This window comes from Pseudomonas sp. GW821-FHT01E10 (assembly GCF_059422365.1).
The window spans coordinates 103,872-126,721 of sequence record NZ_JBWKWT010000013.1; the positions used below are offsets into that span (position 1 = coordinate 103,872).

Consider the following 22,850-nt stretch of genomic DNA (forward strand, 5'->3'; position numbering starts at 1 on the left):
GATGTATTTGCAGAAAAAAATGCAATCGTGGTGCGTTAAACCGTGAGGACGTTCAGGGCCACGTCGATATTGCCGCGCGTCGCCTTCGAGTACGGGCAAATTTGATCGGCGGTGTGCGCCAGTGTCGTTGCAACGTCGTGCGCCAGCCCCGGCACGCGGAGCGTCAATCGAGCCTGAAGGAAGTAGGCCGCACCGGTCTGGCCCAGATCGACTTCGATGTCGACCGACAGATCAGACGGCAGCACCACGTTCATGTCATTGGCCACCAGCCCGACAGCGGCGGTGTAACAGGCCGACCATGCACCGGCGAACAGTTGCTCGGCGGTCGGGTGTGGCTGAATGGCGGTGAACACGTGCGCCGGTTTCGCGCTTCCAGGCGACGACAGCGTAATGTCGAGGCTGCCGTTATGACCACGCGACGTGTTGCCAGCGGCGCTGGCGGTGGTGTGAGTTTTGCCGGTCATCAGGACTTTTTCGATCTTGCTCATGGGGTGGATCCTCAACGTTTCGAATGATGTGATTTGTGTGTCGCATACGTTTGTATCGCATGCGATGTAATAATTGCGCAGGCACCCATCGCTGTCAATCAGTCGGGTTGCGTCGCCCGACGAGTGGCCTGTGGATGCCACCCCTGCCTGCCGGCTTACTGTCATGAAATGAAAAGCCATTGTCGTCTGATGAGAAGCGGCTCGTCAGGCGGCGTCCTACAGTCCAGTCAGCGCAAATCGACGCTGCACGCCAACCTTGCAGACTGGAGAATAAGAAAACATGGCCAAAGCCGTACGCTTCTACGAAACCGGTGGTCCCGAAGTCCTCCGTTATGAGGAGGTCGAAGTCGGTGAGCCCGGTCCAGGCCAGGTTCGTCTGCGTCATGTGGCGGTGGGCCTGAACTATGCCGATACCTACTTTCGCAATGGCACTTATCCGATCCCGATGCCCAATGGCATGGGTGTCGAAGCCTCCGGCGTGGTCCAGGCGATCGGCGAGGGGGTTACCAACGTGCGCGTGGGGGATCGCGTCACCTACACCGGTTTTCTCAATACATTGGGTGCCTACAGCACCGAACGGCTGATCCCGGCCGCACCGCTGATCAAGTTGCCGGAAACCATCAGTTTCGAGACCGCCGCGGCGATGACCATGCGCGGCCTGACGTCGTCGTACCTGATGCGGCGCATTTACGATTTCAAGGCCGGCGACAGCATTCTGCTGCACGCCGCCGCCGGTGGTGTGGGCCTGATCGTGGCGCAGTGGGCCAAGCTGCTCGGCCTGACCGTCATCGGCACCGTGTCCACCGAGGTCAAGGGCGAAATCGCCCGGGCCCATGGCTGCGACCATGTGATCAATTACAGCCATGAAGACGTCGCCCAGCGTGTGCGCGAGTTGACGGACGGCGTTGGTGTCAACGTGGTGTTCGACAGTGTCGGCAAGAACACCTTCATGGGTTCCCTGGATTCGCTCAAGCGTCGCGGCCTGATGGTGTGCGTCGGCACGGCTTCCGGTCCGATCCCGGCCGTCGATCCGGTACTGCTGGCGATGAAAGGCTCGCTGTTCATGACCCGTCCGGCCCTGGCCGACTACATCGCCGACCCGGCGGAAAAAACCGCGTTGGCCAATGAGTTGTTCGACCATGTCGGCAGCGGCCGGATCAGGATCGAGATCAACCAGCACTATGCCTTGCAGGATGCCGTCCAGGCCCATCGTGACCTGGAATCACGCAAGACCACGGGCTCATCGATTTTCGTCATTTAAGGGAGTCGTCTTCCATGAAAGTCGAACAATTGACCTGCAGCATTGGCGCGGAACTGCTGGGCGTCAACCTCGCCGATGCGGCGCATGACGACGGTCTTTTTTCCGAGATCCGTGCTCAGTTGCTCACGCATCGCGTGGTGTTCCTGCGTGATCAGGAGATCACCCGGGCCGAGCACGTGGCCTTCGCCCGGCGCTTTGGCGAACTGGAGGATCACCCGGTGGCCGGCAGTGACCCGGATCATCCAGGGCTGGTGCGCATCTACAAGCGCCCGGACCAGCCGATGGACCGTTACGAGAACGCCTGGCACACCGATGCGACCTGGCGCGAAGCGCCGCCAATGGGCTGCGTGTTGCGTTGCGTGGAATGCCCGCCAGTCGGCGGCGACACCATGTGGGCCAACATGGTGGAGGCCTACGCGCGGTTGCCGGATGACGTAAAGGCGAAGATCGCCGACCTGCGTGCGCGCCACAGCATCGAAGCGAGTTTCGGTGCCGCGATGCCGATTGAAAAGCGTCTGGCGCTCAAGGCGATGTACCCGGATGCCGAGCATCCGGTGGTCCGTACTCATCCGGAGACTGGCGAAAAGGTGCTGTTCGTCAACGCCTTTACTACCCACCTGAGCAACTACCACACCCCCGAGCGGGTGCGCTTTGGCCAGGACGCCAACCCGGGTGCCAGTGAGTTGCTGCGCTACCTGATCAGCCAGGCTTACATCCCCGAGTACCAGGTGCGCTGGCGTTGGAAACCCAACAGCGTCGCCATCTGGGACAACCGCAGTACCCAGCACTACGCCGTCATGGATTACCCGCCATGCCATCGCAAGATGGAACGCGCCGGCATCATCGGCGACAAGACTTAACGATCGACCGCAGCTGCATTCGCTCTCACAGACACGTCCGCCCGGCGCGATCCGGGCGTGTGGACAACCATAATAATAGGAGTAACCCATGCAATTCTTCGACGATTCCCTGCACCCGGAAAACATGGAAAAGGTAGTCATCACCGTGGCCCCGTATGGCCCCGAGTGGATGCCGGAAGACTTTCCCGAAGACATCCCGTTGACCATGGATGAGCAGGTGCAGAAAGCGGTCGATTGTTATGAGGCGGGTGCCACGGTTTTGCACCTGCACGTGCGCGAACTGGACGGCAAGGGTTCCAAGCGTCTGTCCAAGTTCAACGAGTTGATCGCCGGTGTGCGTGAAGCCGTGCCGGACATGATCATCCAGGTTGGTGGTTCGATTTCTTTCGCACCCGAAAGCGATGGTGAAGCGGCCAAGTGGCTGTCTGACGATACGCGCCACATGCTCGCGGAGCTGACGCCAAAACCGGATCAGGTGACGGTGGCTATCAACACCACCCAGATGAACATCATGGAGCTGCTGTATCCGGAATACCTGAAAGGTACGTCCCTGGCCAACCCTGCCTATCAGGCGGCCTACAGCGAAATGACCGTACCGGCAGGCCCGGCCTGGGTCGCCGAACACCTCAAGCGCCTGATGGACAACGGCATCCAGCCGCACTTCCAACTGACCGGCATGCATGCCATGGAGACCCTTGAACGCCTGGTACGCAAAGGCGTGTACAGGGGGCCGTTGAACCTGACCTGGATCGGCATCGGCGGCGGTTTCGATGGCCCCAATCCGTTCAACTTCTTCAACTTCATCCATCGCGCGCCGGACGGTTGCACCCTGACCGCTGAATCGCTGCTCAAGAACGTACTGCCGTTCAATACCATGGCGCTGGCGATGGGGCTGCACCCTCGCGTGGGGATTGAAGACACGATCATTGATCAGAAGGGCAAGCGTTTCAGCTCGGTGCAGCAAATCGAGCAAACCGTACGCATCGCCCATGAACTGGGTCGCGAAATCGCCACCGGTAAAGAAGCTCGCGAGATCTATCGCATCGGTGTGCGGTACCAAAGCATCGAAGAAACCCTGTTGGCCAATGGCATGGCCCCCAACCGCAAGGCTGGACAAAAAGGTGTGCCGCAACGCGGCTGATCGACTGATCGGCAGACGAAGCGGGCGGTTAAACGCCTCCCGCTCGCTGCATGGCAACACGCTTGATAACAACAATAAAACGAAGCTTTGAGGAGGCTGCATGGCCTTTCACCCAATCGCCGCAGACGATGACGACGGCAGTGGCGTCGGCGTTGCGCGCAAGTATGCCTGGATCGTCTTTGCACTGACGTTCGGCCTGCTGATTTCCGATTACATGTCGCGCCAGGTACTGAATGCGGTGTTCCCGATGCTCAAGGGCGAGTGGGCCCTGAGCGACGGTCAGCTCGGTCTGCTCAGTGGCGTTGTCGCCCTGATGGTCGGCCTGCTCACCTTCCCCTTGTCGTTGTTGGCGGATCGCTTCGGTCGGGTCAAGAGCCTGGCGTTGATGGCGCTGTTGTGGAGCCTGGCCACACTGGGCTGCGCGTTGGCGCAGGACTACCAGCAGATGTTTATCGCCCGCTTCATGGTGGGTGTCGGCGAGGCGGCCTACGGCAGCGTCGGCATCGCGGTGGTGATTTCGGTGTTTCCCAAACACATGCGGGCCACCCTGGCCAGTGCCTTCATGGCGGGCGGCATGTTCGGTTCGGTGTTGGGCATGGCGCTGGGCGGTGCTATCGCCGCCAAACTGGGCTGGCGCTGGTCGTTTGCCGGCATGGCGCTGTTCGGCCTGCTGCTGGCGGTGCTTTACCCGATCATCGTCAAGGAAGCACGCATTGCTCCGCAACGTGCCGCGCAGGCGGCGAACAAGGCGGCTGCCGCGGTCAAGCGTCCGCTACGTACGCTGTTTTCCAGCCGCTCGGTGATCGCTGCCTACATCGGCAGTGGCTTGCAACTGTTCGTCGGCGGCACCGTGATCGTGTGGATGCCCAGCTACCTCAATCGTTATTACGACATGGCCACGGACAAGGCGGGCGGCGTCGCGGCGATCATCGTGCTGTGCAGCGGCGCGGGGATGATCCTGTGCGGCATGCTCAGCGATCGACTGTGTCGCCCTTCGCCGGAGCGCAAAGTCGCTTTGGCCATCGCCTATTGCCTGGGCAGTTGTCTGCTGTTGTCGACGGCCTTCGCCCTGCCGCCAGGGCCTGTGCAATTGGTGCTGATCTGCCTGGGGATGTTGATTGCCGCCGGCACGACCGGTCCTTGCGGAGCCATGGTTGCCAACCTGACCCATTACTCGGTCCATGGCACGGCCTTCGCCACGCTGACCTTGGCCAACAACATGCTGGGGCTGGCGCCTGGGCCGTTCATCACCGGCCGGGTGTCCGACCTCATCGGCTTGCAGGCGGCTTTTCAAATGGTGCCACTGGTCAGTATCGCGGCAGCGGCCGTGTTCTTTTACGCCAAGTGTCATTACCACAAGGACATGGCCCGGCTTCAGGGCGAGCAAGTCCACGATTCGATTGGCAAAGCGGTGTTAGAGGTGAAGTTGTGAGTGGTCGTTTACGTATTGATGTGTTTTTCGATTTCATCTGCCCCTGGTGCCTGATCGGCAAGCGCCAACTTGCGCGCGCGCAAGACCTGCTGCGTGTCCAGCAACCTGGCGTGGAAATCACCACGGTGTGGCACGGGGTGCAATTGCTGCCGCAGCTGCCGGCACAGGGTGAACCCTTTGTCGATTTTTACCTCAAGCGCCTGGGCAGTCTTAAAGCCGTAGCGATGCGCCTGGCCCAGGTGCAGCAGGCTGCGATGGCGGTGGGCGTGCCCATCGATTTGAGTCGTATCGTCCGCATGCCCAATACCGCCGACGCCCATCGCTTGCTGGAGCGTGCGAGGGTGCTCGGCAATAGCGCCCAATGCGATGTTTTGCTTGAGCGTTTGTTCGCTGCTTACTTCCAGCTCCAGGGATCAGAGAGCGGTGAGGATCTGGGCTGCCAGGAGACCTTGCTTGCCATCGCCCGGTCGTGTGGTTTCGACCCTGATGCCATGGCACCCTGCCTGCAAGGCGACGGCGATCCTTACATTGGCAACGAGGCGGGAGCCGCCAGCGGCGTGCCCAGTTTTCAGTTCGATGGTCGCCTGACAGTGGTGGGCGCTCAGCCTGCCGAGGCGCTATTTGACGCCATGTGCGAAGCCTTGCTCGACAGTCATCGTGCGCGGCAATCGGCATGAGTCTTCGAATCCCCGTGCCCGCTGGAAAACTCCCGCCGGCAGGCGGTCGTGCGCTGTTCGAATGCGATGGTAAAAGCCTGGCGTTATTCAACATCGAAGGTGACCTGTTCGCCATTGACGACAGTTGTCCGCACCAGGGCGCCTCGTTGTGTGGCGGGCGCCTTGAGGGGCGGGTGATCCAGTGCTGCGCCCATGGCCTGCGCTTCGATCTGCGCAGCGGTTACTTGCTCAATTCAACCCAGGTCAAAGTTGCCAACTATCCGGTCGAGACAATTGACGGCCAGGCATTCATCGTCATCGCTTGCGAGGAGCCCGCGCCATGAACGCTATCGCGCTTACCCGTATCCACAGCCGAACGCGCGAATTGGCGCCAGGCTTTATCGTCAGCTTGATCGTGGCGGCCGCCGCGTCCTTTTTGTCCGAGCACTACGGTGCGCCGGTGATGCTGTTTGCCTTGCTGTTGGGCATGGCGCTGAACTTCCTGGCCAGTGAGGGTGCCTGCAAGGCTGGCATCGAATTCACTGCACGTACTGTGTTGCGCATTGGCGTGGCCTTGCTCGGCATGCGCATCACCCTTGAGCAGATTGCCGCGCTGGGCTGGAAGCCTGTGGCGCTGGTGGTGATTCTGGTGGTGGTGACGATCGGCGTCTCGGTGATCGCGGCCAAGGCGATGGGGTTTCAGCGCTTGTTCGGCATGCTCACCGGCGGGGCCACTGCGATTTGTGGTGCCTCGGCGGCGTTGGCGCTGGCGGCGGCGTTGCCCAATCATCCACAGAAAGAACGTGCGACGTTGTTCACGGTGATCGGGGTGTCGGCGCTGTCGACCCTGGCAATGATCGTGTACCCGATGATTGCCAATTGGCTGTCGTTGTCGCCGCAAGTGGCGGGGGTGTTCCTGGGGGCGACCATCCACGATGTCGCCCAGGTCGTCGGCGCTGGTTACAGCCTGTCGACCGAAACTGGCGATACCGCCACGATGGTCAAGTTGATGCGGGTGGCGATGCTGCTGCCGGTGATCGTTTGTGCGGCGATGGTCACGCGTATGCAGGGTGCCGATCCGACCGGCAAGCGACCACCGCTGCTACCGTGGTTCGCCGTCGGTTTTCTGCTGCTGGCCTGTATCAACAGCACCGGCTGGGTCGCCCCGGTGGTGCAAGGTTCGGTCAATGAACTGTCGCGCTGGTGCCTGGTGGTTTCCATCAGCGCCCTGGGTATGAAGACTCAGCTCAAGGAGCTGGCGGCGGTTGGCATCAAGCCCATTCTGCTGATGGTGGGGGAGACGGTGTTCTTGGTCGTGCTGGTGTTGTTATTGCTGCGCTGGGGACTGTAAGCCCGCGACAACCTCATTCACGAGCGGCGTTGCACTGCGTTGCCTCCATGGCGTAGTGGGACTCTCGGCCGGTGTCACTGACACCGGTTCTTTTACGGCGACTGTGCCAGCAGTCGCCGTTTTTTTTGGCTCAGGTTTTTTGCGGCGCGGGCAGGGTGGTTGGGGCAGTCGGTGACTTGACGGTGTGTTTTTGTGCGCTGCGCCATGTAGCGGGCGGCATGCCGAACTGGGTGATGAACCAGCGCGTGAAGGAGCTCGCCATGGAGTAGCCGAGCATGTCGGCGATACGACCCAGCGAGTAATTCGGATTGTCCAGGTAGCGCAGCACCAGGTCGCGGCGCACGTCGTTGATCAGGTCGTTGAAGGCGCAGCCGTCGTCTTTGAGGCGACGCTGCAGAGTCCGGACATTCATGCCCTGGGTCTGGGCGATCTGCTCGATGGTGGCGCGTCCCATCGGCAGCAGCAGGTAGATGGCTTTGCGCACCTCGAACAGTATCGACGGGCCTTCGTGGTTGAGCAGCGAGTCGAGGTAACTCTGGGCGTAGCGCGCCATGGCCGGGTCGGCATTGGGGTTGGTCATGTCGAGGCTGGCGTCGGAGCAGACAATGCCATTGAACTCACTGCCGAACTCCAGCGTGCAGCCGAACAGGCGGCGATGCAGTTGCAGGTTGTCCGGGGGCTGGTGCGTGAAGTTGACGCTGTAGGGGTGCCAGTGTGTACCGAGCAAGGCAGCGCACAGGCGGAACATGACCCCGATGGCCAGCTCGGTGGCCTGGCGGGAAGGCATTGGCGATTCAGTGACTACCTCCTCGCGAATGATCACCATCTTGTCGGCCTCTTCAATGAAGATGGCCAGCGAATCATTCATCAGGTGACGGTAATTCACCACGACCTGCAAGGCATCACGCAGCGTACGTTGGTGGCTGAGGAGCAGGCTGACGACTCCGAAGTCCGAGAGCTGGCGCGACTCGGCCATGCTCAGGCCGAAACTCTGGCAGCCGCTGGCGGCGGCCGAGTCTTCCAGCAGGCGTACGGCGGCATCAATGGGAATGCGGTGTTCGGGCGCTTGCAGCAGGGCTTTGCTCAGGCCGACGCCGGCCAGTACATCGCGCGGGTTGAACCCCAGGTATTGAGTGACTTCCAGGTAGTTGGTCAAGACGGCGGCGCGAACAAGCTTGGGCATGCGAAAGTCTTTCCTGGGCCGGTTGCGATTCAAATGAGCGTGGCGACTATATCCAGCACATCAGCAATTGAACAGTTGCGAGGTTGTCGAGGGCGCTCGCTCAAATCTGTCCAGGATCACCTCCGTTGTCGTGGCGCAATCGACGCTCACCCGTTGATTACAGTGACCCGCAGAGAACCTGAGGGGATTTACGACCAATGGTCGCCGCGTGCCGATCCCTGGAAATTTGTCATGAAAAGAAAAGTGCCTGACGTCCAATGAAAAGCGCTTCGGGTGGGCGCTCTTTAATGTCAGTCCTACAAAAAGCCCCTGGCCAATAGAGCCAGTCGAGTCATCGAGAAAGCGAAGGTGTTGACGTGGACAAACTGCAAACTGCCGCAACCGTTCTGATCGTACCGGGCCTGCGCGAGCACGTTGCCGAGCATTGGCAAACGCTGCTTGAAGCCAGGTTGTGCAAGGTGCGCAGTGTGCCGCCGCAGGCAACCGACAAGCTCGATTGCGCCAAGCGGGTCGATGCGATTCAACACCAGCTGGAGCAGATCGATGGGCCGGTGATTCTGGTGGCCCACAGCGCGGGCGTGTTGATGGTCGCACATTGGGCTGCGCAACACAGCCGGCCGATCAAGGGCGCGCTGCTGGTCACTCCTCCGGATCTCGATGCTGATTGGCCGCAAGGCTACCCATCCGCTGAAACCCTGCGTACCCAGGGTTGGAACCCTCTGCCAAAAGGGCCGCTGCCGTTCCGCAGTCTGGTGGCCGCCAGTACCAACGACCATCTCGCCAGCCTGGCCGCCGTCACTCAGCTGGCTGAAGGCTGGGGCAGTGAACTGCTCAACGTGGGCGACGCAGGTCATCTCAATCCGGCTGCAGGCTTTGGCCACTGGCCTCAAGCCGAAGCTCTCATCCTGGAGCTGGACCGCTAGTTCAGGCGCCGGGTGGCCCCCAGTCATCCGGCATTTGCCCTCATTCCTGAAAAACGCAAACCCCTGGAACAAGGGGGTGTGAGGGCGGCTGCGCTTAAAACAAATACAAAAAGGCGGAGACAACGCAATGCACAACAATAAGAGTCACGGGTTCGCCCCCTCGCGATGCACCTTGTTGGCCTCGGCCATTCTGGGCGCCGCCGTGCCGGTCGCGCAGGCGGTCGAGCTGGACACAGGTAACCCGGACTGGACCGCGCGCCTGGATAACACCGTCAAGTACAACTACGGTGTGCGCACCGAAAGCGCCGACAAGCGCCTGTTGGCGACGCCGAACAACAACGATGGCGACTACAACTTCCGCAAGGCCGGAACCAACATCACCAACCGCGTTGACCTGTTGACCGAAATGGATGTGGTCTACAAGGACCACATGGGCTTTCGCGTCAGCGCCGCCAGTTGGTATGACAAGGCCTACGAGAACACCGGTTCGGATTCCAACCCGTTCGTCAATGGCAATGACGCAAGGTCGGGTCTGGTCGCCAACGATCCGCGCCTGGCCGGGGTCACGGGCGACAATGTCGGCAATGGCAGCCCCCACCTGAGCCACTACGCCGAGCGTTACTACACCGGTCCTTCCGGCGAAATCCTCGACGCCTTCGTGTTCTACAGCACCGAAGTGGGCGAGGAGTCGCTGTTGAGCGTCAAGGCCGGTCAACACAACGTGTTTTGGGGCGAGACCATTCTCAACCCGGTGCACTCGATCAGCTACGGCCAGTCCGGGCTGGACCTGGCCAAACTGGCCGCCTCGCCGGGAACCGAAGCCAAGGAACTGTTCGTTCCGCGTAACCAGCTGTCGATGTCGTTCACCGTCAATCCCGAGTTGACCGTGGCCGCTCAGTATTTCCTCGATTGGGATGCCGCCCGCTTGCCGGAAGCCGGTACTTACTATGGCGGCTCCGATCTGGTCGGCTTCGGTGCGCAGTCGTTCCTGCTGGGCAACACCAATGGCGTGGTGCCGGGCAGCCCGTTGGGTTGCGGTCTGGCACCCTGCAACAGTTTGACCAATGTGCGTCGCGGTCATGACCTGACGCCGGACAAGCGCGGCGACTGGGGGGTAATGGCCAAGTGGTCGCCGGCCTGGCTGGATGGCACCCTCGGTGTTTATTACCGCAATACCTCGGAAATCCTGCCGCAAGCCTGGCTGAACGCCACCGGGCTGACGTCGGCCAATCCCAACGGCACCCCGCCTGCCGGCATGGTGCCGGCGGTGGTCAACACCCTCAATTCGTTGAGCACCAGCACCTATCAACTGGCCTATGCCGACAACATTCAGATCTTTGGCCTGAGCCTGTCCAAGGATGTGCGCGGTATCAGTGTGGGTTCGGACCTGAACATTCGTCACAACATGCCGCTGGCCAGTATTCCGGCGATTGTCAGCTCGACCGGGCCGCAGGGTTTCGGCGCCGGTCTGGGCCTGCTGCCGGCCCGTACGGTGGCCACCGGTGTGATCTATGACACCCCGCAAAAGGGCGACAGCCTGAGTGCCACCGGTGACACGTTGCACTGGACGCTCAACGGCCTGATGACATTCCCGAAAACACCGGTGTTCGATTCGGCCAGCCTGCTCGCCGAGTTGTACTACAGCAACCTGCTCAAGCTCGATAGCAAGAACGAAGCGCTCTACAAGGGCCAGGACAGCTATCGCGGCATCGACCAGCCGACCCGGGACAACTGGGGCATCGCGGTCAACTTCACACCGACCTGGTACCAGGTATTCCCGGGGGTCGATCTCAACGCCCCGATGTCCATCAACGTCGGCCTCGCCGGCGTGTCACCGGTGTCCGGTGGCGGTGCCAAAGACACCGGCAACTATGCCTTGGGCGTGGGTGCTGTTGTGTACAACAAATACTTCATCGACCTGAAGTATGTGGATTCCTTCGGCAAGACCGACAAGTGCGACGTCAGTGGTTTGAGCACCGGCGCGGCCAATGCCGGCAGCGGAGACGGCTCCACACCCAATGCCTTTAGCGGCAATGAAAACTACGCGTGTTACGGCGGTGGCTACTCGGCCTTCTCCGGTGGTGGTGCCACGACTGAGGACCGTGGCGCCGTTTACCTGACGATGAAAACCACTTTTTGATTCACCACTGGTTTACGCAAAGTAAGCAGGAGAATAACAAGATGAAATGTGTGCAAACCGTGTTAGCCGCCTCGTTGGCGATGGTTATTGCCAGCCAGGCACAGGCCGCTGTATCGGCTCAGGAAGCCGCCAGGCTCGGCACCAGCCTGACCCTGGTCGGGGCTGAAAAGGCCGGGAATGCCGACGGATCCATCCCCGCCTATGACGGTGGCCTGACCACGCCGCCGGCCAGCTTCAAATCCGGTGACAGCATGCGCCCGGATCCCTTCGCCAACGAAAAGCCGCTGCTGGTGATCGACGGCAAGAACGTCGATCAGTACAAGGGCTTGCTCAGTGCAACCACCGCGGAACTGGCCAAGCGGTTCCCAAGTTTCCACGTCAATGTCTACCCGACCCACCGTACCGTCTCTTTGCCCAAGGCGGTGCTGGACAACGGGGTGAAAAATGCCACCGGCGCCAAGTCCCTCGAGGGCGGATTGGCCGTCGATAACGTGCTGCCCGGCGTGCCGTTCCCGATTCCGCAGACGGGTAACGAGGCGATGTGGAACTTCCTGTTGCGTTATCAGGGCGTCAGCATCAACTCCAAGTACGACTCCTGGAACGTCGACTCCGCAGGCATTCCGAGCCTGGCGACCACCGGGCAGGCGTTCATTTCCTATCCGATCTACGAGAACCTGGCGCAGCCGATCAGCAGCGCCGACGTGTACTACCAGATGAAGCTGTCCTACACCGGCCCTGCGCGCCGGGCCGGTGAAGCGGTGATGCTCAAGGACGCCGCGAACCCGCTGCAGCAACCGCGCCGTGCCTGGCAATACTTGCCTGGCCAGCGTCGGGTCAAGCTGGCACCGAACCTGGCTTACGACACGCCCAACCCCGGCACCGCCGGCGCGGGCACCTACGACGATGTTTTCGTGTTCAACGGTGCACTGGACCGCTACGACTGGAAGCTGGTGGGCAAGCAGGAAATGATCGTGCCCTACAACACTTACAAGCTGACCTACGCCCAGGACCCCAAGTCGCTGACCACTGCCAATCACCTGGCACCCGATTATGTGCGTTGGGAAAAACATCGCGTCTGGGTGGTGGAGGGCAATCTCAAGGCTGGTGCCCGACACATCTATCAGAAGCGTCGCTTCTACCTCGATGAAGACAGTTGGACCGCTCTGGCCTCTGACCAGTACGACGCCCGTGGTCAGCTGTACCGTGGCTCCTTCGCGTTCCTCAGCCAGAGCTACGACAAGCAAGTCCCGGACTCCACGCCCTTCATGATCTACGACCTGGTGGGTGGCTCCTACAACATCAATGGCGTGGTCGGGCCTTACGGCGGCATCAAGTACATCGAGCCGCTCTCCAAGGCGCAGTGGTCGTCGGAATCCCTGGCAGGTAGCGGGATTCGCTAAGCAAACCGTGACAACGCGTCCGTGCGTTCCGTTGCCCGCAAGGCAAGGGAGCGCACGACGGTCGGCGTATGCCGATCGTTTCGGGCGCCCAGGTTTGAAAGTCAGGCACACGGATGTGTGTCCCGGCGCGGTTATCCGAAGAGGACGCGGTATGTGTTCGTACAAAAATTATCTGCGGCTGGCGCTCGGCGCACTGCTTGCAATGTTGCAGGGCTTGAGCCAGGCCTCCGGTTATGTCGACGTGCTGGATCTGCCGGCCAGGGTCAGCGCCCTGGCTATCAACAGCCCGCTATCGGGCATGGCCCGCGCCGGCGATCGTCTGGTTGCAGTCGGGCAGCGTGGGCACATTCTGTATTCCGATGATGCCGGCAAACACTGGCAGCAGGCCGCCGTGCCGGTCAGTGCCGACCTCAATGCCGTCAGTTTTCCCTCCGCCACCCAAGGCTGGGCAGTGGGCGGCGACGGTGTGGTGTTGCACAGCAGTGACGCGGGTGCGACCTGGCGCAAGCAGCTGGACGGCCGCGAGATCGGCGCCTTACTGGTCAAGCATTACCAGGCGTTAGCCGGTGCAGAACCGGGCAATGAACAATGGCCGCTGCTGGTCGCCGAAGGTGAACGCCTGGTGGCGCAGGGCGCCGACAAACCCTTGCTCGATGTCTGGTTCGCCAACGACCGTCTCGGTTATGTGGTCGGTGTGTTCAACCTGATCCTGCGCACCGAGGATGGCGGCCAGAACTGGACACCGTTCCAGGACCGCACCGACAACCCGCAGGGCTTTCACCTCAACGCCATCGCCTCCACCGGCGATGGGCTGTACATCGCCGGTGAGCAGGGCCTGTTGCTCAAATGGAACAACGCCGATCAGCGCTTCGCCGCCGTACCGACACCCTATCAGGGCAGTTTTTTCGGCGTACTCGGCAAACCCGGCGAAGTGATTGCCTACGGCCTGCGCGGCAACGTGCTGCGCAGCACCGACGGCGGCCTCAACTGGACCCCGCTGGACAGTGGCCTGCACGTCAGCATCACCGCCGGCCTCGTCGATAACCGTGGCAACTATCGCTTGTTCACCCAGGGCGGGCAGATGCTGGTCAGCCAGGGCACAGGCGCGCAATTGCACCTGGTTCAGCAACCGGCACCGACCCCGGTGACCGGCGCCGCTCAGTCCGCCGACGGTGCGCTGGTGCTGGTTGGCAGCCGTGGTGCACGGACGCTGTCCGTTGATTAAGTCCTCGAACCCTTAGAGCGAGAACCCAGACATGGGCCATACCAAACAAGAAACCATGCCGGTGATCCGCGATCTGCGAGATTTCGATCGCCATTCCGGCAATCGGCTGGAGCGGCTGGTGTTCAACTACCGTCCGCTGTTCATGCTGCTGATGGCGCTGGTCACCCTGATGCTGGGCTACATGGCCGCGACTCGCCTGGAGCTGCGTCCAAGCTTCGAAAAGATGATTCCGCAGAGCCAGCCGTACATCCAGAACTTCCTGGAAAACCGCCAGTCGCTGCGCGGTTTGGGGAACTCGGTACGGGTGGTGGTGGAGAACACTCAGGGCGATATCTTCGACCCCGGTTACCTGGACGTGCTCAAACAGGTCAACGACCGGTTGTTCCTTGCCGAGGGTGTCGACCGTGCCTGGATGAAGTCGTTGTGGAGCCCGGCGGTGCGCTGGACCGAAGTCACCGAGGAAGGTTTCCAGGGCGGCCCGGTGATGCCCGATACCTACCAGGGCAAGCCGGCAGAAATAGAACAGCTGCGCCAGAACATTTCCCGCGCCGGTATCGTCGGCAGTCTGGTGGCCAGCGACTACAAATCGAGCATGCTGATCGTGCCGCTGCTGGACAAGGCCACGGCCAGCGGTCAGCGCATCGACTACCACGCCTTTTCGCAAATGCTCGAAGAACAGTTGCGCGACCAGATCGAGTTTGCCGGTGACAGTGCTGCACGCAAGGCCGGGGAGGAGGGTAAGGGTCCGTACAAAGTCCGGGTGATCGGTTTCGCCAAACTGATGGGCGACCTGATCGACGGGTTGATCCAGGTGATGATGTTCTTTGGCCTGGCCGTCGTCACTTCGCTGATCATCATTTACGCCTACACCCGATGCGTGCGCAGCACCTTGCTGGTGGTCGGCTGCTCGCTGATCGCGGTGGTCTGGCAGCTGGGCATCGTCGCCTGGCTCGGCTATGCCATCGACCCGTACTCGGTGCTCGTGCCTTTCCTGATCTTCGCCATCGGCGTGTCCCACGCGGCGCAGAAGATGAACGGCATCATGCAAGACATCGCCCGTGGCACCCACAAACTGATCGCCGCACGCTACACCTTCCGCCGCCTGTTCATTGCCGGCGTTACCGCGCTGCTGGCCGACGCCGTCGGCTTCGCGGTACTGATGCTGATCGATATTCCGGTGATCCGGGATCTGGCGATCACCGCCAGTATCGGTGTGGCGGTGCTGATTTTCACTTCGCTGTTGCTGATGCCGGTGGCGCTGTCCTATGTCGGCGTGGGCGCCAGGGCTGCCGAGCGTGCGCTGAACATCGACACGTGCGCCGAAGGGCACAAAGGCTTCGGCAAACTGTGGGACTTGCTCGACCGCTTCACCACGGCCAAATGGGCCACGGGGGCGGTAGTGGTCGCGGTACTGATGGGCATCGGCGGTTTCATGATCAGCCAGCAGCTGAAGATCGGCGATCTGGAAAGTGGCGCACCGGAGTTGCGTGCCGACTCTCGCTATAACCGTGATAACGCCTACATCACCAGCCACTACGCGCTGTCCAGCGACCTGTTCGCGGTGATGGTCAAGACCGCGCCGGAAGGCTGCCTGAGCTACAAGACGCTGATTCTCGCCGATCGCCTGGCCTGGGAGCTGCAGCAGTATCCGGGCGTACAGGCCACGACTTCGCTGGTTAACGCGGTGCGCCAGATCACCGCCGGCACCTATGAAGGCAACCCCAAGCTCAACAGCATCCAGCGCAATCAGGACGTGCTGAACTACGCCGCGCAGCAAGCCTCGGTCAACTCCCCGGAGTTGTTCAACACTGATTGTTCGTTGATGCCGGTGATCACGTTCCTCAAGGACCACAAGGCCGAGACCCTCGATGCCGTGGTGGGCATCGCCGAAAAATTCGCCCGGGACAACAACAGCGACGATCGCCAGTTCCTGCTGGCGGCCGGGTCGGCCGGGATTGAGGCGGCGACCAACATTGTGGTGCGCGAGGCCAATCGCACCATGCTGCTTTACGTCTATGCGGCGGTGACGCTGTTCTGTCTGATCACCTTCCGCAGTTGGCGCGCAACCCTGGTCGCCCTGTTGCCATTGGTCCTGACCTCGATCCTGTGCGAGGCGTTGATGGTGGCCATGGGCATAGGCGTGAAGGTCGCGACCCTGCCGGTGATCGCACTGGGCGTGGGCATCGGCGTGGACTACGCCTTGTACCTGCTCAGCGTGCAATTGCATTTCCAGCGCCAGGGCCTGCCGCTGAGCCAGGCCTACCGCAGCGCCGTGTCGTTTACCGGCCGGGTGGTGGGCCTGGTGGGCATCACCCTCGCGGCGGGCGTGGTGTGCTGGGTCTGGTCGCCGATCAAGTTCCAGGCCGACATGGGCATCCTGCTGACCTTCATGTTCCTGTGGAACATGCTCGGCGCGCTGATCCTGATCCCGGCCCTGTCGTACTTCTTGCTGCGTCACCCCGTTGCGCAAGCTGATGTGGCGCAAACCGCTGAAACCGATACAACCCAACGTCAGGCCATGTCGCATGCCCTGACCACTTCTGAGTAAGCCAACTATGTCTGATTACAAAGCTCCCTTGCGCGACATGCGCTTCGTACTCAACGAGGTCTTCCAGGTGTCCCGGCTCTGGGCCAGATTGCCTGGCCTGACCGAGGTGATCGATGAAGAGACGGCCGCCGCGATCCTTGAGGAGGCCGGCAAGATCAGCGCCGAGGTGGTCGCACCGCTGAACCGCAGCAGCGATGAGCAGGGCTGCACCTGGAGCAATGGCATCGTCATCGCTCCCGAAGGTTTTGTCGCGGCTTACCAAGCGTTCGCCGCAGGCGGTTGGGTGGGTGTCGGCGGTGACCCACAGTTCGGTGGCATGGGCATGCCCAAGGCCATTTCGGCTCAGGTCGAGGAGATGGTCAACTCGGCGAGTCTGTCGTTCGGTCTATACCCGATGCTGACCGCCGGGGCGTGCCTGTCGATCAATGCCCACGCCAGCCAGGAACTCAAGGAGCGTTATCTGCCGAACATGTATGCCGGCACCTGGACCGGTTCCATGTGCCTGACCGAGGCGCATGCCGGCACCGACCTGGGCCTGATCCGCACCCGAGCCGAGCCTCAGGCCGACGGCAGTTTCAAGATCAGTGGCAGCAAGATTTTCATCACCGGCGGCGAGCACGACCTGACCGAAAACATCATTCACCTGGTGTTGGCCAGACTGCCGGATGCACCCGCCGGCCCCAAGGGCATTTCACTGTTCCTGGTGCCCAAGGTGCTGGTGAATGCCGACGGCTCGCTGGGTGAACGCAACGCGCTGTCCTGCGGTTCAATCGAACACAAGATGGGCATCAAGGCGTCCGCGACCTGCGTGATGAACTTCGACGGGGCCACTGGCTGGATCGTCGATGCGCCGAACAAGGGGCTGGCGGCGATGTTCACCATGATGAACTACGAACGCCTGGGTGTGGGTATCCAGGGCCTGGCGTTGGGTGAGCGCTCGTACCAGAACGCCGTCGCATACGCCCGTGACCGTCTGCAAAGCCGTTCGCCGACGGGCGCGCAGAGCAAGGACAAGTCTGCCGATCCGATCATTGTGCATCCGGATGTACGGCGGATGCTGTTGACCATGAAGGCCTTGAACGAAGGCGGGCGGGCGTTTTCCAGCTACGTGGCCCTGCAACTGGATACCGCCAGGTACAGCGATGACGCGCCAACCCGCACCCGTGCCCAGGAACTGGTGTCGCTGCTGACACCTGTGGCCAAGGCGTTCCTCACCGACATGGGGCTGGAAACCACGGTGCACGGCCAGCAAATCTTCGGCGGCCACGGTTACATCCGCGAATGGGGCCAGGAGCAATTGGTTCGCGATGTGCGCATCACTCAGATCTACGAAGGCACCAACGGCATTCAGTCGCTGGACCTGGCCGGGCGCAAAATAGTCGCCAGCGGCGGGGCGCTCTACCGCTTGTTCGCCGCCGAAGTTCGCCACTACACCGCCAACGCCTGCGCTGACCTGGGTGAGTTCACCAAACCGTTGAACGCCGCGATGGACACCCTTGACGAACTGACCGCGTGGCTGCTGGATCGAGCCCAGAGCAACCCGAATGAAATCGGCGCGGCCTCGGTCGAGTACCTGCATGTGTTCGGCTACACCGCGTACGCCTACATGTGGACGCGAATGGCCAAGACTGCGATGAGTACGCACTCCAAGGACGCTTTCTATGCCAGTAAACTGGCCACCGCGCGCTTCTACTTCGCCCGCCTGCTGCCGCGCATCCACTCGCTGAGTGCATCGGCCAGGGCCGGTAGCGAATGCCTCTTTGAACTGGAAGCAGCGCAGTTCTGATCGAAAGGGCACTGTGCCCATTTCGTCACCCTCCGTCCCTAAACCGATCAAGCCACCGCTCCTTGGATAGACCACGCTGAACGGTCTGTCCAAGGAGATGACCATGATTCGACTGACCCTGATCGAAGCCCGTGAATTGGCCGAATCGATCCTGTTGCACAACGGTTTTAACCTGGCCCATGCGCAAGCGGTGGCGGCGACGGTGATCGCTGGCGAGCGCGATGGCTGTGCGTCCCACGGTTTGTACCGGATTCTGGGCTGCGTGAATTCCCTGCGGGCCGGCAAGGTGTCGGCCAACGCCGAGCCACGGGTGATCGACCAGGCACCGTCGATTGTACGGGTGGATGCCGGGGGTGGTTTTTCGCAGTTGGCGTTCCAGGCGGGGCTGCCGTTACTGGAAGAGAAAACCCGGGCCAACGGGATTGCGGCGTTGGCGATCAATCGTTGTGTGCATTTCTCGGCGCTGTGGGTGGAGATCGAACAGTTGACCGCCGCCGGGCTGGTGGCGCTGGCGTGTAATCCGAGTCATGCCTGGGTGGCGCCGGCCGGGGGACGGGTGCCGGTGTTCGGCACCAATCCCATTGCCTTTGGCTGGCCACGCGTGGGGCAGGATCCGTTTGTGTTCGACTTCGCCACCAGTGCGATTGCCCGTGGCGATATCGAGTTGCATCGGCGTGCCGGCAAGGCGATTCCCGAGGGCTGGGGCGTGGACGCCGAGGGGCGGCCGAGCACTGATGCCAATGTGGTGCTCGACGGCGGCGCGATGCTGACGTTCGGTGGGCACAAAGGCTCGGCGCTGGCGGCGATGGTGGAGTTGATTGCCGGGCCTTTGATCGGTGACCTGACCAGTGCCGAGTCACTGGCTTACGACGCGGGTAGCAAGTCATCGCCCTACCACGGCGAGCTGATCATCGCGCTGGATCCGCGACGTTTTCTGGGAGCGGCCACTGAAGAGCACTTGGCCCGGGCCGAGGTGTTGTTTCAGGGGATTGAAGGGCAGGGGGCGCGCTTGCCGTCGCAACGGCGTTATGTGGCGCGGGCGCGCAGTTTGGTGGAGGGCGTGCAGATTCCCGAGGCGCTGTACAACGATCTGAAAGCACTGCTGACTTGAATGCGATGAAAATCCTGTAGGAGCGAGGCTTGCCCGCAAAGAACGACGACGCGTAATACCTGAAAATCGCGGTGCATTCTTCGCGGGCAAGCCTCGCTCCTACAGATTGTGTTACAGCGAGGCGTGCTGGATGTTGCCATCAACCAGGCGGGCAATGCCCAGCGGGTTGGCGTTTTTCAGGGCGTCGGGCAGCAAGGCATCCGGGCAGTTCTGGTAGCACACCGGGCGCAGGAAACGCTCGATGGCCAGGCTGCCGACCGACGTGCCACGGGCGTCGGAGGTCGCCGGGTAAGGACCGCCATGCACCATCGCATCGCACACTTCAACGCCGGTGGGGTAGCCATTGAACAGTACCCGGCCGACCTTTTGTTCCAGCAGCACCAGCAGATCGGCGTGTTCCTTCAGGTCCTGCTCTTCGCCAATCAAAGTGGCGGTGAGTTGACCGTGCAAACTGTTCAGCGCTTGTTGTAACTCGGCTTTATCGGCCACTTCGACGACGAGGGTGGTCGGGCCGAACACTTCTTCCTGCAACAGCGGATCACCCTTGAGCAGCAGGCTGACGTCGGCCTTGAACAGTTGCGGCCGGGCTTGATTACCGTGCTGGTCCTGGCCTGCCAGATGGCTTATCCCTGGATGGTCGACTAACGCCTGCACACCTTTTTCGTAGCTGGCGAGGGTGCCGGCGTTGAGCATGGTTTGCGCCGGCTGTTCGGCCATCAAGGCACTGAGCCGAGCGGTGAACGCGCTGAACTGTGGTGAGCCAATACCGATTACCAACCCCGGATTGGTGCAGAACTGACCGCACCCCTGAACCACCGACGCCACCAGTTCACCGGCGATTTTTTCGCCCCGTGCGCGCAGGGCTTCAGGCAATACCAGCACCGGGTTGATGCTGCTCATTTCGGCGAATACGGGAATCGGTTGTGGCCGTGCGGCGGCCATGTCACAGAGGGCGCGACCACCTTTGAGCGAGCCGGTGAAACCGACGGCCTGGATCGCCGGATGCTTGACCAGCGTTTCACCGACGCCCGCGCCGTAGATCATGTTGAACACGCCTTTAGGCATGTCGGTTTGCTCGGCGGCGCGGATGATTGCGTCGGCCACGTGTTCAGCGGTCGCCATGTGTCCGCTGTGGGCCTTGAACACCACCGGGCAACCGGCGGCCAGAGCAGCCGCGGTATCACCGCCAGCGGTGGAAAAGGCCAGCGGGAAGTTACTGGCGCCGAACACGGCCACCGGACCGACGCCGATCCGGTATTGGCGCAGGTCGACCCGTGGCAATGGCTGACGTTCGGGCAACGCGCGGTCGATACGCGCCCCATAGAAATCGCCCCGGCGCAGCACCTGGGCGAACAGGCGCATCTGGCCGCTGGTACGGCTGCGTTCACCCTGGATGCGTGCGGTCGGCAGGGCAGTTTCGCGGGTGACCAGGGCGACGAATTCGTCATCCAGGGCATCCAGTTGCGCGGCGATGGCCTCGAGAAATTCTGCACGGCGTGTCGCCGGCAAGTTACGAAAGGCAGGGTAAGCGGCAGCGGCGGCTTGGGCTGCGGCGTGCACTTCCTCGGCGGTGGCTTGCATGAACGAATAGGGCAGTACTGCGCCGGTGCTGGCGTCATGGCTCTGCATCGCGATGTTGCCAGCGGCGCTGCGGGCACCGCCGATGTAGTTGTGGCCGATGATCTGGGGCATGGAAAAACTCCTGTTGGAATGCGAGGCCAAATGCCGTTGGTTGAGAAATGCCAGGCGTAGCGCGGCGACCCGTAGCAGCTGCCGAAGGCTGCGTTCGGCGGCGAAGCCGTCGTAAATCATGCACCGCGGTATTTCGGCCACACCGCGGTGCATGGTTTACGACCGCTACGCGCTCGAACGCAGCCTTCGGCAGCTGCTACAGGTTGCGTACTGGCGATTAAGCCAACCGGCGTGTGGCGGCCGGTTCGAGGTTATCCAGCGCAGCAATACGCGCAGCGGATTCGGCATCCACCTGGTGCAACGACTTGCCACGGGTTTCCCGGGTCAGGCCGACAGCCACGATGGAGATCAGCGCAGCGCCCACCAGGTACCAGGCGATCGGTGTCGAGCTGTGGTACTTGTTGAGCAGGGTGATGGCGATCAGCGGCGCGAGGGATCCGGCGAAGATCGGCGCCACCTGGTAGCACAGCGAAAGGGCGGTGTAGCGCACGTGGGTCGGGAACATTTCGGCCATCAGCGCCGAGTAGGGCGCATAGGTCATCGACTCGATGGCCAGGCCCAGGGTGATGGCGCCGATGATCAGCCAGTTGTTGCCGGTGTCCATCATCGGGAAGCCGATGAAGCCCCAGAACGCAGTGAGCACCGCGCCGATCAGGTACACCGGTTTGCGGCCCACGATATCCGACAGATAGCCCATCAACGGGATCAGGAAAAAGTGCAGCAAGTGCGCGCCGAACATCAGCAACAGAATCTCTGAGGTGTCCTTGTGCACCACCAGTTTCAGGTAGGTGATCGAAAAGGTGACCACGGTGTAATAGAGGATGTTCTCGGCAAACCGCGCGCCGATCCCCACCAGCACCGCGCGCCAGTGATGACGCAGCACTTCCACCACGCCCAGTTGTTGCTGCTTGGTCTGCGCTTGCCGGGCCTGGGCCTCCTTGAAAATCGGCGCGTCATCGACGCTGGTGCGAATCCAGTAGCCGATCAGCACCACCACCGCCGAGAACCAGAACGCCACGCGCCAGCCCCAGGCGAGGAATTGTTGCTCCGACAGGTTTGACGACAACAGCAGCAGGGCGACGGTCGCCACCAGGTTACCGGCCGGCACCCCGGCTTGCGGCCAACTGGCCCAGAAGCCCCGGCGATTGTCCGGGCAATGTTCGGACACCAGCAGAATCGCGCCACCCCATTCGCCCCCAAAGGCAAAGCCCTGGATCAGCCGCAGCAGCACCAATAACACCGGCGCGGCATAGCCGATGCTGTCGAAGCCGGGCAGGCAACCCATCAGGAACGTGGTGATGCCAACCACCACCAGGCTCAGTTGCAACAGGCGCTTGCGGCCGAACTTGTCACCGTAATGACCGAACACCAGACCGCCCAACGGACGGGCGAGGAAGCCGACGGCGTACAGGGCGAAGGCGGCGATGATGCCGTCAATCGGACTGTCGGTCTGACGGAAGAACAGCTGGCCGAAGACCAATGCCGAAGCGGTGCCGTAGAGAAAGAATTCATACCACTCGGCGACAGTGCCGGCCATGGCGGCGGCCACTACGCGTTTGAGTCCCGAGGGTGTGGTTGCGCTGGAGGTGCTGTGAGGATTGGACATGCTGACGTTTCCTGTAGAGGCGCGAAAACAGGTAGCCGGGCCGGACC

Annotated in this window: 18 protein-coding genes; 14 read left to right on the plus strand and 4 right to left on the minus strand. The window is 61.8% G+C overall.

Translation table 11 applies throughout. The features are described 5' to 3' along the window. Window positions 1-35 precede the first annotated feature (35 nt). Window positions 36-488 (minus strand): Ohr family peroxiredoxin, encoded by a 453-nt coding sequence (locus tag AC07V0_RS21515; RefSeq protein WP_028939803.1) that lies wholly within the window; start codon window positions 486-488, stop codon window positions 36-38. 280 nt (window positions 489-768) lie between these two features. Between AC07V0_RS21515 and AC07V0_RS21520 the strand changes: the two genes are divergently transcribed. The 7 genes from AC07V0_RS21520 to AC07V0_RS21550 all read left to right on the plus strand — a co-directional run bounded on the left by AC07V0_RS21520 (window position 769) and on the right by AC07V0_RS21550 (window position 7,189). Then, a complete protein-coding gene (locus AC07V0_RS21520) occupies window positions 769-1,749 on the plus strand; it encodes a quinone oxidoreductase family protein (protein ID WP_495019904.1) in 981 nt (326 codons plus the stop codon). Window positions 1,750-1,763: 14 nt separating this feature from the next. Further along, entirely contained in the window at window positions 1,764-2,609 is an 846-nt protein-coding gene (locus tag AC07V0_RS21525; RefSeq protein WP_495019905.1) for a TauD/TfdA dioxygenase family protein, read from the plus strand. Window positions 2,610-2,697: 88 nt separating this feature from the next. Then, window positions 2,698-3,750, plus strand: coding sequence for a beta-keto acid cleavage family enzyme (locus AC07V0_RS21530; protein WP_495019906.1), 1,053 nt, complete (start codon window positions 2,698-2,700; stop codon window positions 3,748-3,750). Window positions 3,751-3,850: 100 nt separating this feature from the next. Beyond that, the gene (locus tag AC07V0_RS21535; RefSeq protein WP_018928320.1) at window positions 3,851-5,182 is read left to right on the plus strand and encodes an MFS transporter; all 1,332 of its coding nucleotides are present in this window, start codon (window positions 3,851-3,853) and stop codon (window positions 5,180-5,182) included. Further along, a complete protein-coding gene (locus AC07V0_RS21540) occupies window positions 5,179-5,859 on the plus strand; it encodes a DsbA family oxidoreductase (protein ID WP_495019907.1) in 681 nt (226 codons plus the stop codon). Before AC07V0_RS21535 ends, AC07V0_RS21540 begins: the two co-directional genes overlap by 4 nt. Next, window positions 5,856-6,182 carry a Rieske (2Fe-2S) protein gene (locus AC07V0_RS21545; RefSeq protein ID WP_026286598.1) on the plus strand — a complete coding sequence of 109 codons (327 nt, stop codon included), beginning with the start codon at window positions 5,856-5,858 and terminating at the stop codon, window positions 6,180-6,182. The genes AC07V0_RS21540 and AC07V0_RS21545 overlap by 4 nt, the downstream gene beginning before the upstream one ends. Continuing rightward, on the plus strand, window positions 6,179-7,189 hold the full coding sequence (locus AC07V0_RS21550) for a YeiH family protein (protein ID WP_495019908.1): 1,011 nt from the start codon (window positions 6,179-6,181) through the stop codon (window positions 7,187-7,189). The genes AC07V0_RS21545 and AC07V0_RS21550 overlap by 4 nt, the downstream gene beginning before the upstream one ends. Before the next feature lie 130 nt (window positions 7,190-7,319). Here the strand turns inward: AC07V0_RS21550 and AC07V0_RS21555 are convergent, their stop codons facing one another. Next, on the minus strand, window positions 7,320-8,372 hold the full coding sequence (locus tag AC07V0_RS21555) for an AraC family transcriptional regulator (RefSeq protein ID WP_495019909.1): 1,053 nt from the start codon (window positions 8,370-8,372) through the stop codon (window positions 7,320-7,322). Window positions 8,373-8,728: 356 nt separating this feature from the next. On the opposite strand from AC07V0_RS21555, the gene AC07V0_RS21560 reads away from it, so the two are divergent. The 7 genes from AC07V0_RS21560 to AC07V0_RS21590 all read left to right on the plus strand — a co-directional run bounded on the left by AC07V0_RS21560 (window position 8,729) and on the right by AC07V0_RS21590 (window position 19,505). Further along, on the plus strand, window positions 8,729-9,295 hold the full coding sequence (locus tag AC07V0_RS21560; protein ID WP_495019910.1) for an RBBP9/YdeN family alpha/beta hydrolase: 567 nt from the start codon (window positions 8,729-8,731) through the stop codon (window positions 9,293-9,295). Window positions 9,296-9,422: 127 nt separating this feature from the next. Next, on the plus strand, window positions 9,423-11,435 hold the full coding sequence (locus AC07V0_RS21565; protein ID WP_495019911.1) for a DUF1302 domain-containing protein: 2,013 nt from the start codon (window positions 9,423-9,425) through the stop codon (window positions 11,433-11,435). Between the two features lie 41 nt (window positions 11,436-11,476). After that, window positions 11,477-12,835 carry a DUF1329 domain-containing protein gene (locus AC07V0_RS21570; RefSeq protein ID WP_111453677.1) on the plus strand — a complete coding sequence of 453 codons (1,359 nt, stop codon included), beginning with the start codon at window positions 11,477-11,479 and terminating at the stop codon, window positions 12,833-12,835. Window positions 12,836-12,986: 151 nt separating this feature from the next. Further along, window positions 12,987-14,060 (plus strand): WD40/YVTN/BNR-like repeat-containing protein, encoded by a 1,074-nt coding sequence (locus tag AC07V0_RS21575; RefSeq protein ID WP_495019912.1) that lies wholly within the window; start codon window positions 12,987-12,989, stop codon window positions 14,058-14,060. 31 nt (window positions 14,061-14,091) lie between these two features. Then, window positions 14,092-16,608 carry an efflux RND transporter permease subunit gene (locus AC07V0_RS21580; RefSeq protein WP_495019913.1) on the plus strand — a complete coding sequence of 839 codons (2,517 nt, stop codon included), beginning with the start codon at window positions 14,092-14,094 and terminating at the stop codon, window positions 16,606-16,608. 7 nt (window positions 16,609-16,615) lie between these two features. After that, window positions 16,616-18,394 (plus strand): acyl-CoA dehydrogenase C-terminal domain-containing protein, encoded by a 1,779-nt coding sequence (locus AC07V0_RS21585; protein WP_495019914.1) that lies wholly within the window; start codon window positions 16,616-16,618, stop codon window positions 18,392-18,394. 103 nt (window positions 18,395-18,497) lie between these two features. After that, window positions 18,498-19,505: an Ldh family oxidoreductase gene (locus tag AC07V0_RS21590; RefSeq protein ID WP_495019915.1), complete on the plus strand. Its 1,008-nt coding sequence runs from the start codon at window positions 18,498-18,500 to the stop codon at window positions 19,503-19,505. A 111-nt stretch (window positions 19,506-19,616) separates the two neighbouring features. On the opposite strand, the gene AC07V0_RS21595 is transcribed toward AC07V0_RS21590, so the two are convergent. Further along, window positions 19,617-21,197, minus strand: coding sequence for an aldehyde dehydrogenase (NADP(+)) (locus tag AC07V0_RS21595; protein WP_495019916.1), 1,581 nt, complete (start codon window positions 21,195-21,197; stop codon window positions 19,617-19,619). A 217-nt stretch (window positions 21,198-21,414) separates the two neighbouring features. Beyond that, entirely contained in the window at window positions 21,415-22,803 is a 1,389-nt protein-coding gene (gene abaF, locus AC07V0_RS21600; RefSeq protein WP_064616852.1) for a fosfomycin efflux MFS transporter AbaF, read from the minus strand. Window positions 22,804-22,850: the final 47 nt, after the last annotated feature.

What these genes read in the sequence shown, in the direction of transcription:
- AC07V0_RS21530 (WP_495019906.1), top strand. Translation starts at nt 2,698, where the DNA reads ATGCAATTCTTCGACGATTCCCTGCACCCGGAAAACATGGAAAAGGTA.
- AC07V0_RS21585 (WP_495019914.1), top strand. Translation starts at nt 16,616, where the DNA reads ATGTCTGATTACAAAGCTCCCTTGCGCGACATGCGCTTCGTACTCAAC.
- AC07V0_RS21570 (WP_111453677.1), top strand. Translation starts at nt 11,477, where the DNA reads ATGAAATGTGTGCAAACCGTGTTAGCCGCCTCGTTGGCGATGGTTATT.
- abaF (WP_064616852.1), bottom strand. Translation starts at nt 22,803, where the DNA reads ATGTCCAATCCTCACAGCACCTCCAGCGCAACCACACCCTCGGGACTC.
- AC07V0_RS21575 (WP_495019912.1), top strand. Translation starts at nt 12,987, where the DNA reads ATGTGTTCGTACAAAAATTATCTGCGGCTGGCGCTCGGCGCACTGCTT.
- AC07V0_RS21545 (WP_026286598.1), top strand. Translation starts at nt 5,856, where the DNA reads ATGAGTCTTCGAATCCCCGTGCCCGCTGGAAAACTCCCGCCGGCAGGC.
- AC07V0_RS21550 (WP_495019908.1), top strand. Translation starts at nt 6,179, where the DNA reads ATGAACGCTATCGCGCTTACCCGTATCCACAGCCGAACGCGCGAATTG.
- AC07V0_RS21515 (WP_028939803.1), bottom strand. Translation starts at nt 488, where the DNA reads ATGAGCAAGATCGAAAAAGTCCTGATGACCGGCAAAACTCACACCACC.
- AC07V0_RS21535 (WP_018928320.1), top strand. Translation starts at nt 3,851, where the DNA reads ATGGCCTTTCACCCAATCGCCGCAGACGATGACGACGGCAGTGGCGTC.
- AC07V0_RS21525 (WP_495019905.1), top strand. Translation starts at nt 1,764, where the DNA reads ATGAAAGTCGAACAATTGACCTGCAGCATTGGCGCGGAACTGCTGGGC.
- AC07V0_RS21580 (WP_495019913.1), top strand. Translation starts at nt 14,092, where the DNA reads ATGGGCCATACCAAACAAGAAACCATGCCGGTGATCCGCGATCTGCGA.
- AC07V0_RS21565 (WP_495019911.1), top strand. Translation starts at nt 9,423, where the DNA reads ATGCACAACAATAAGAGTCACGGGTTCGCCCCCTCGCGATGCACCTTG.
- AC07V0_RS21595 (WP_495019916.1), bottom strand. Translation starts at nt 21,197, where the DNA reads ATGCCCCAGATCATCGGCCACAACTACATCGGCGGTGCCCGCAGCGCC.
- AC07V0_RS21590 (WP_495019915.1), top strand. Translation starts at nt 18,498, where the DNA reads ATGATTCGACTGACCCTGATCGAAGCCCGTGAATTGGCCGAATCGATC.
- AC07V0_RS21555 (WP_495019909.1), bottom strand. Translation starts at nt 8,372, where the DNA reads ATGCCCAAGCTTGTTCGCGCCGCCGTCTTGACCAACTACCTGGAAGTC.
- AC07V0_RS21520 (WP_495019904.1), top strand. Translation starts at nt 769, where the DNA reads ATGGCCAAAGCCGTACGCTTCTACGAAACCGGTGGTCCCGAAGTCCTC.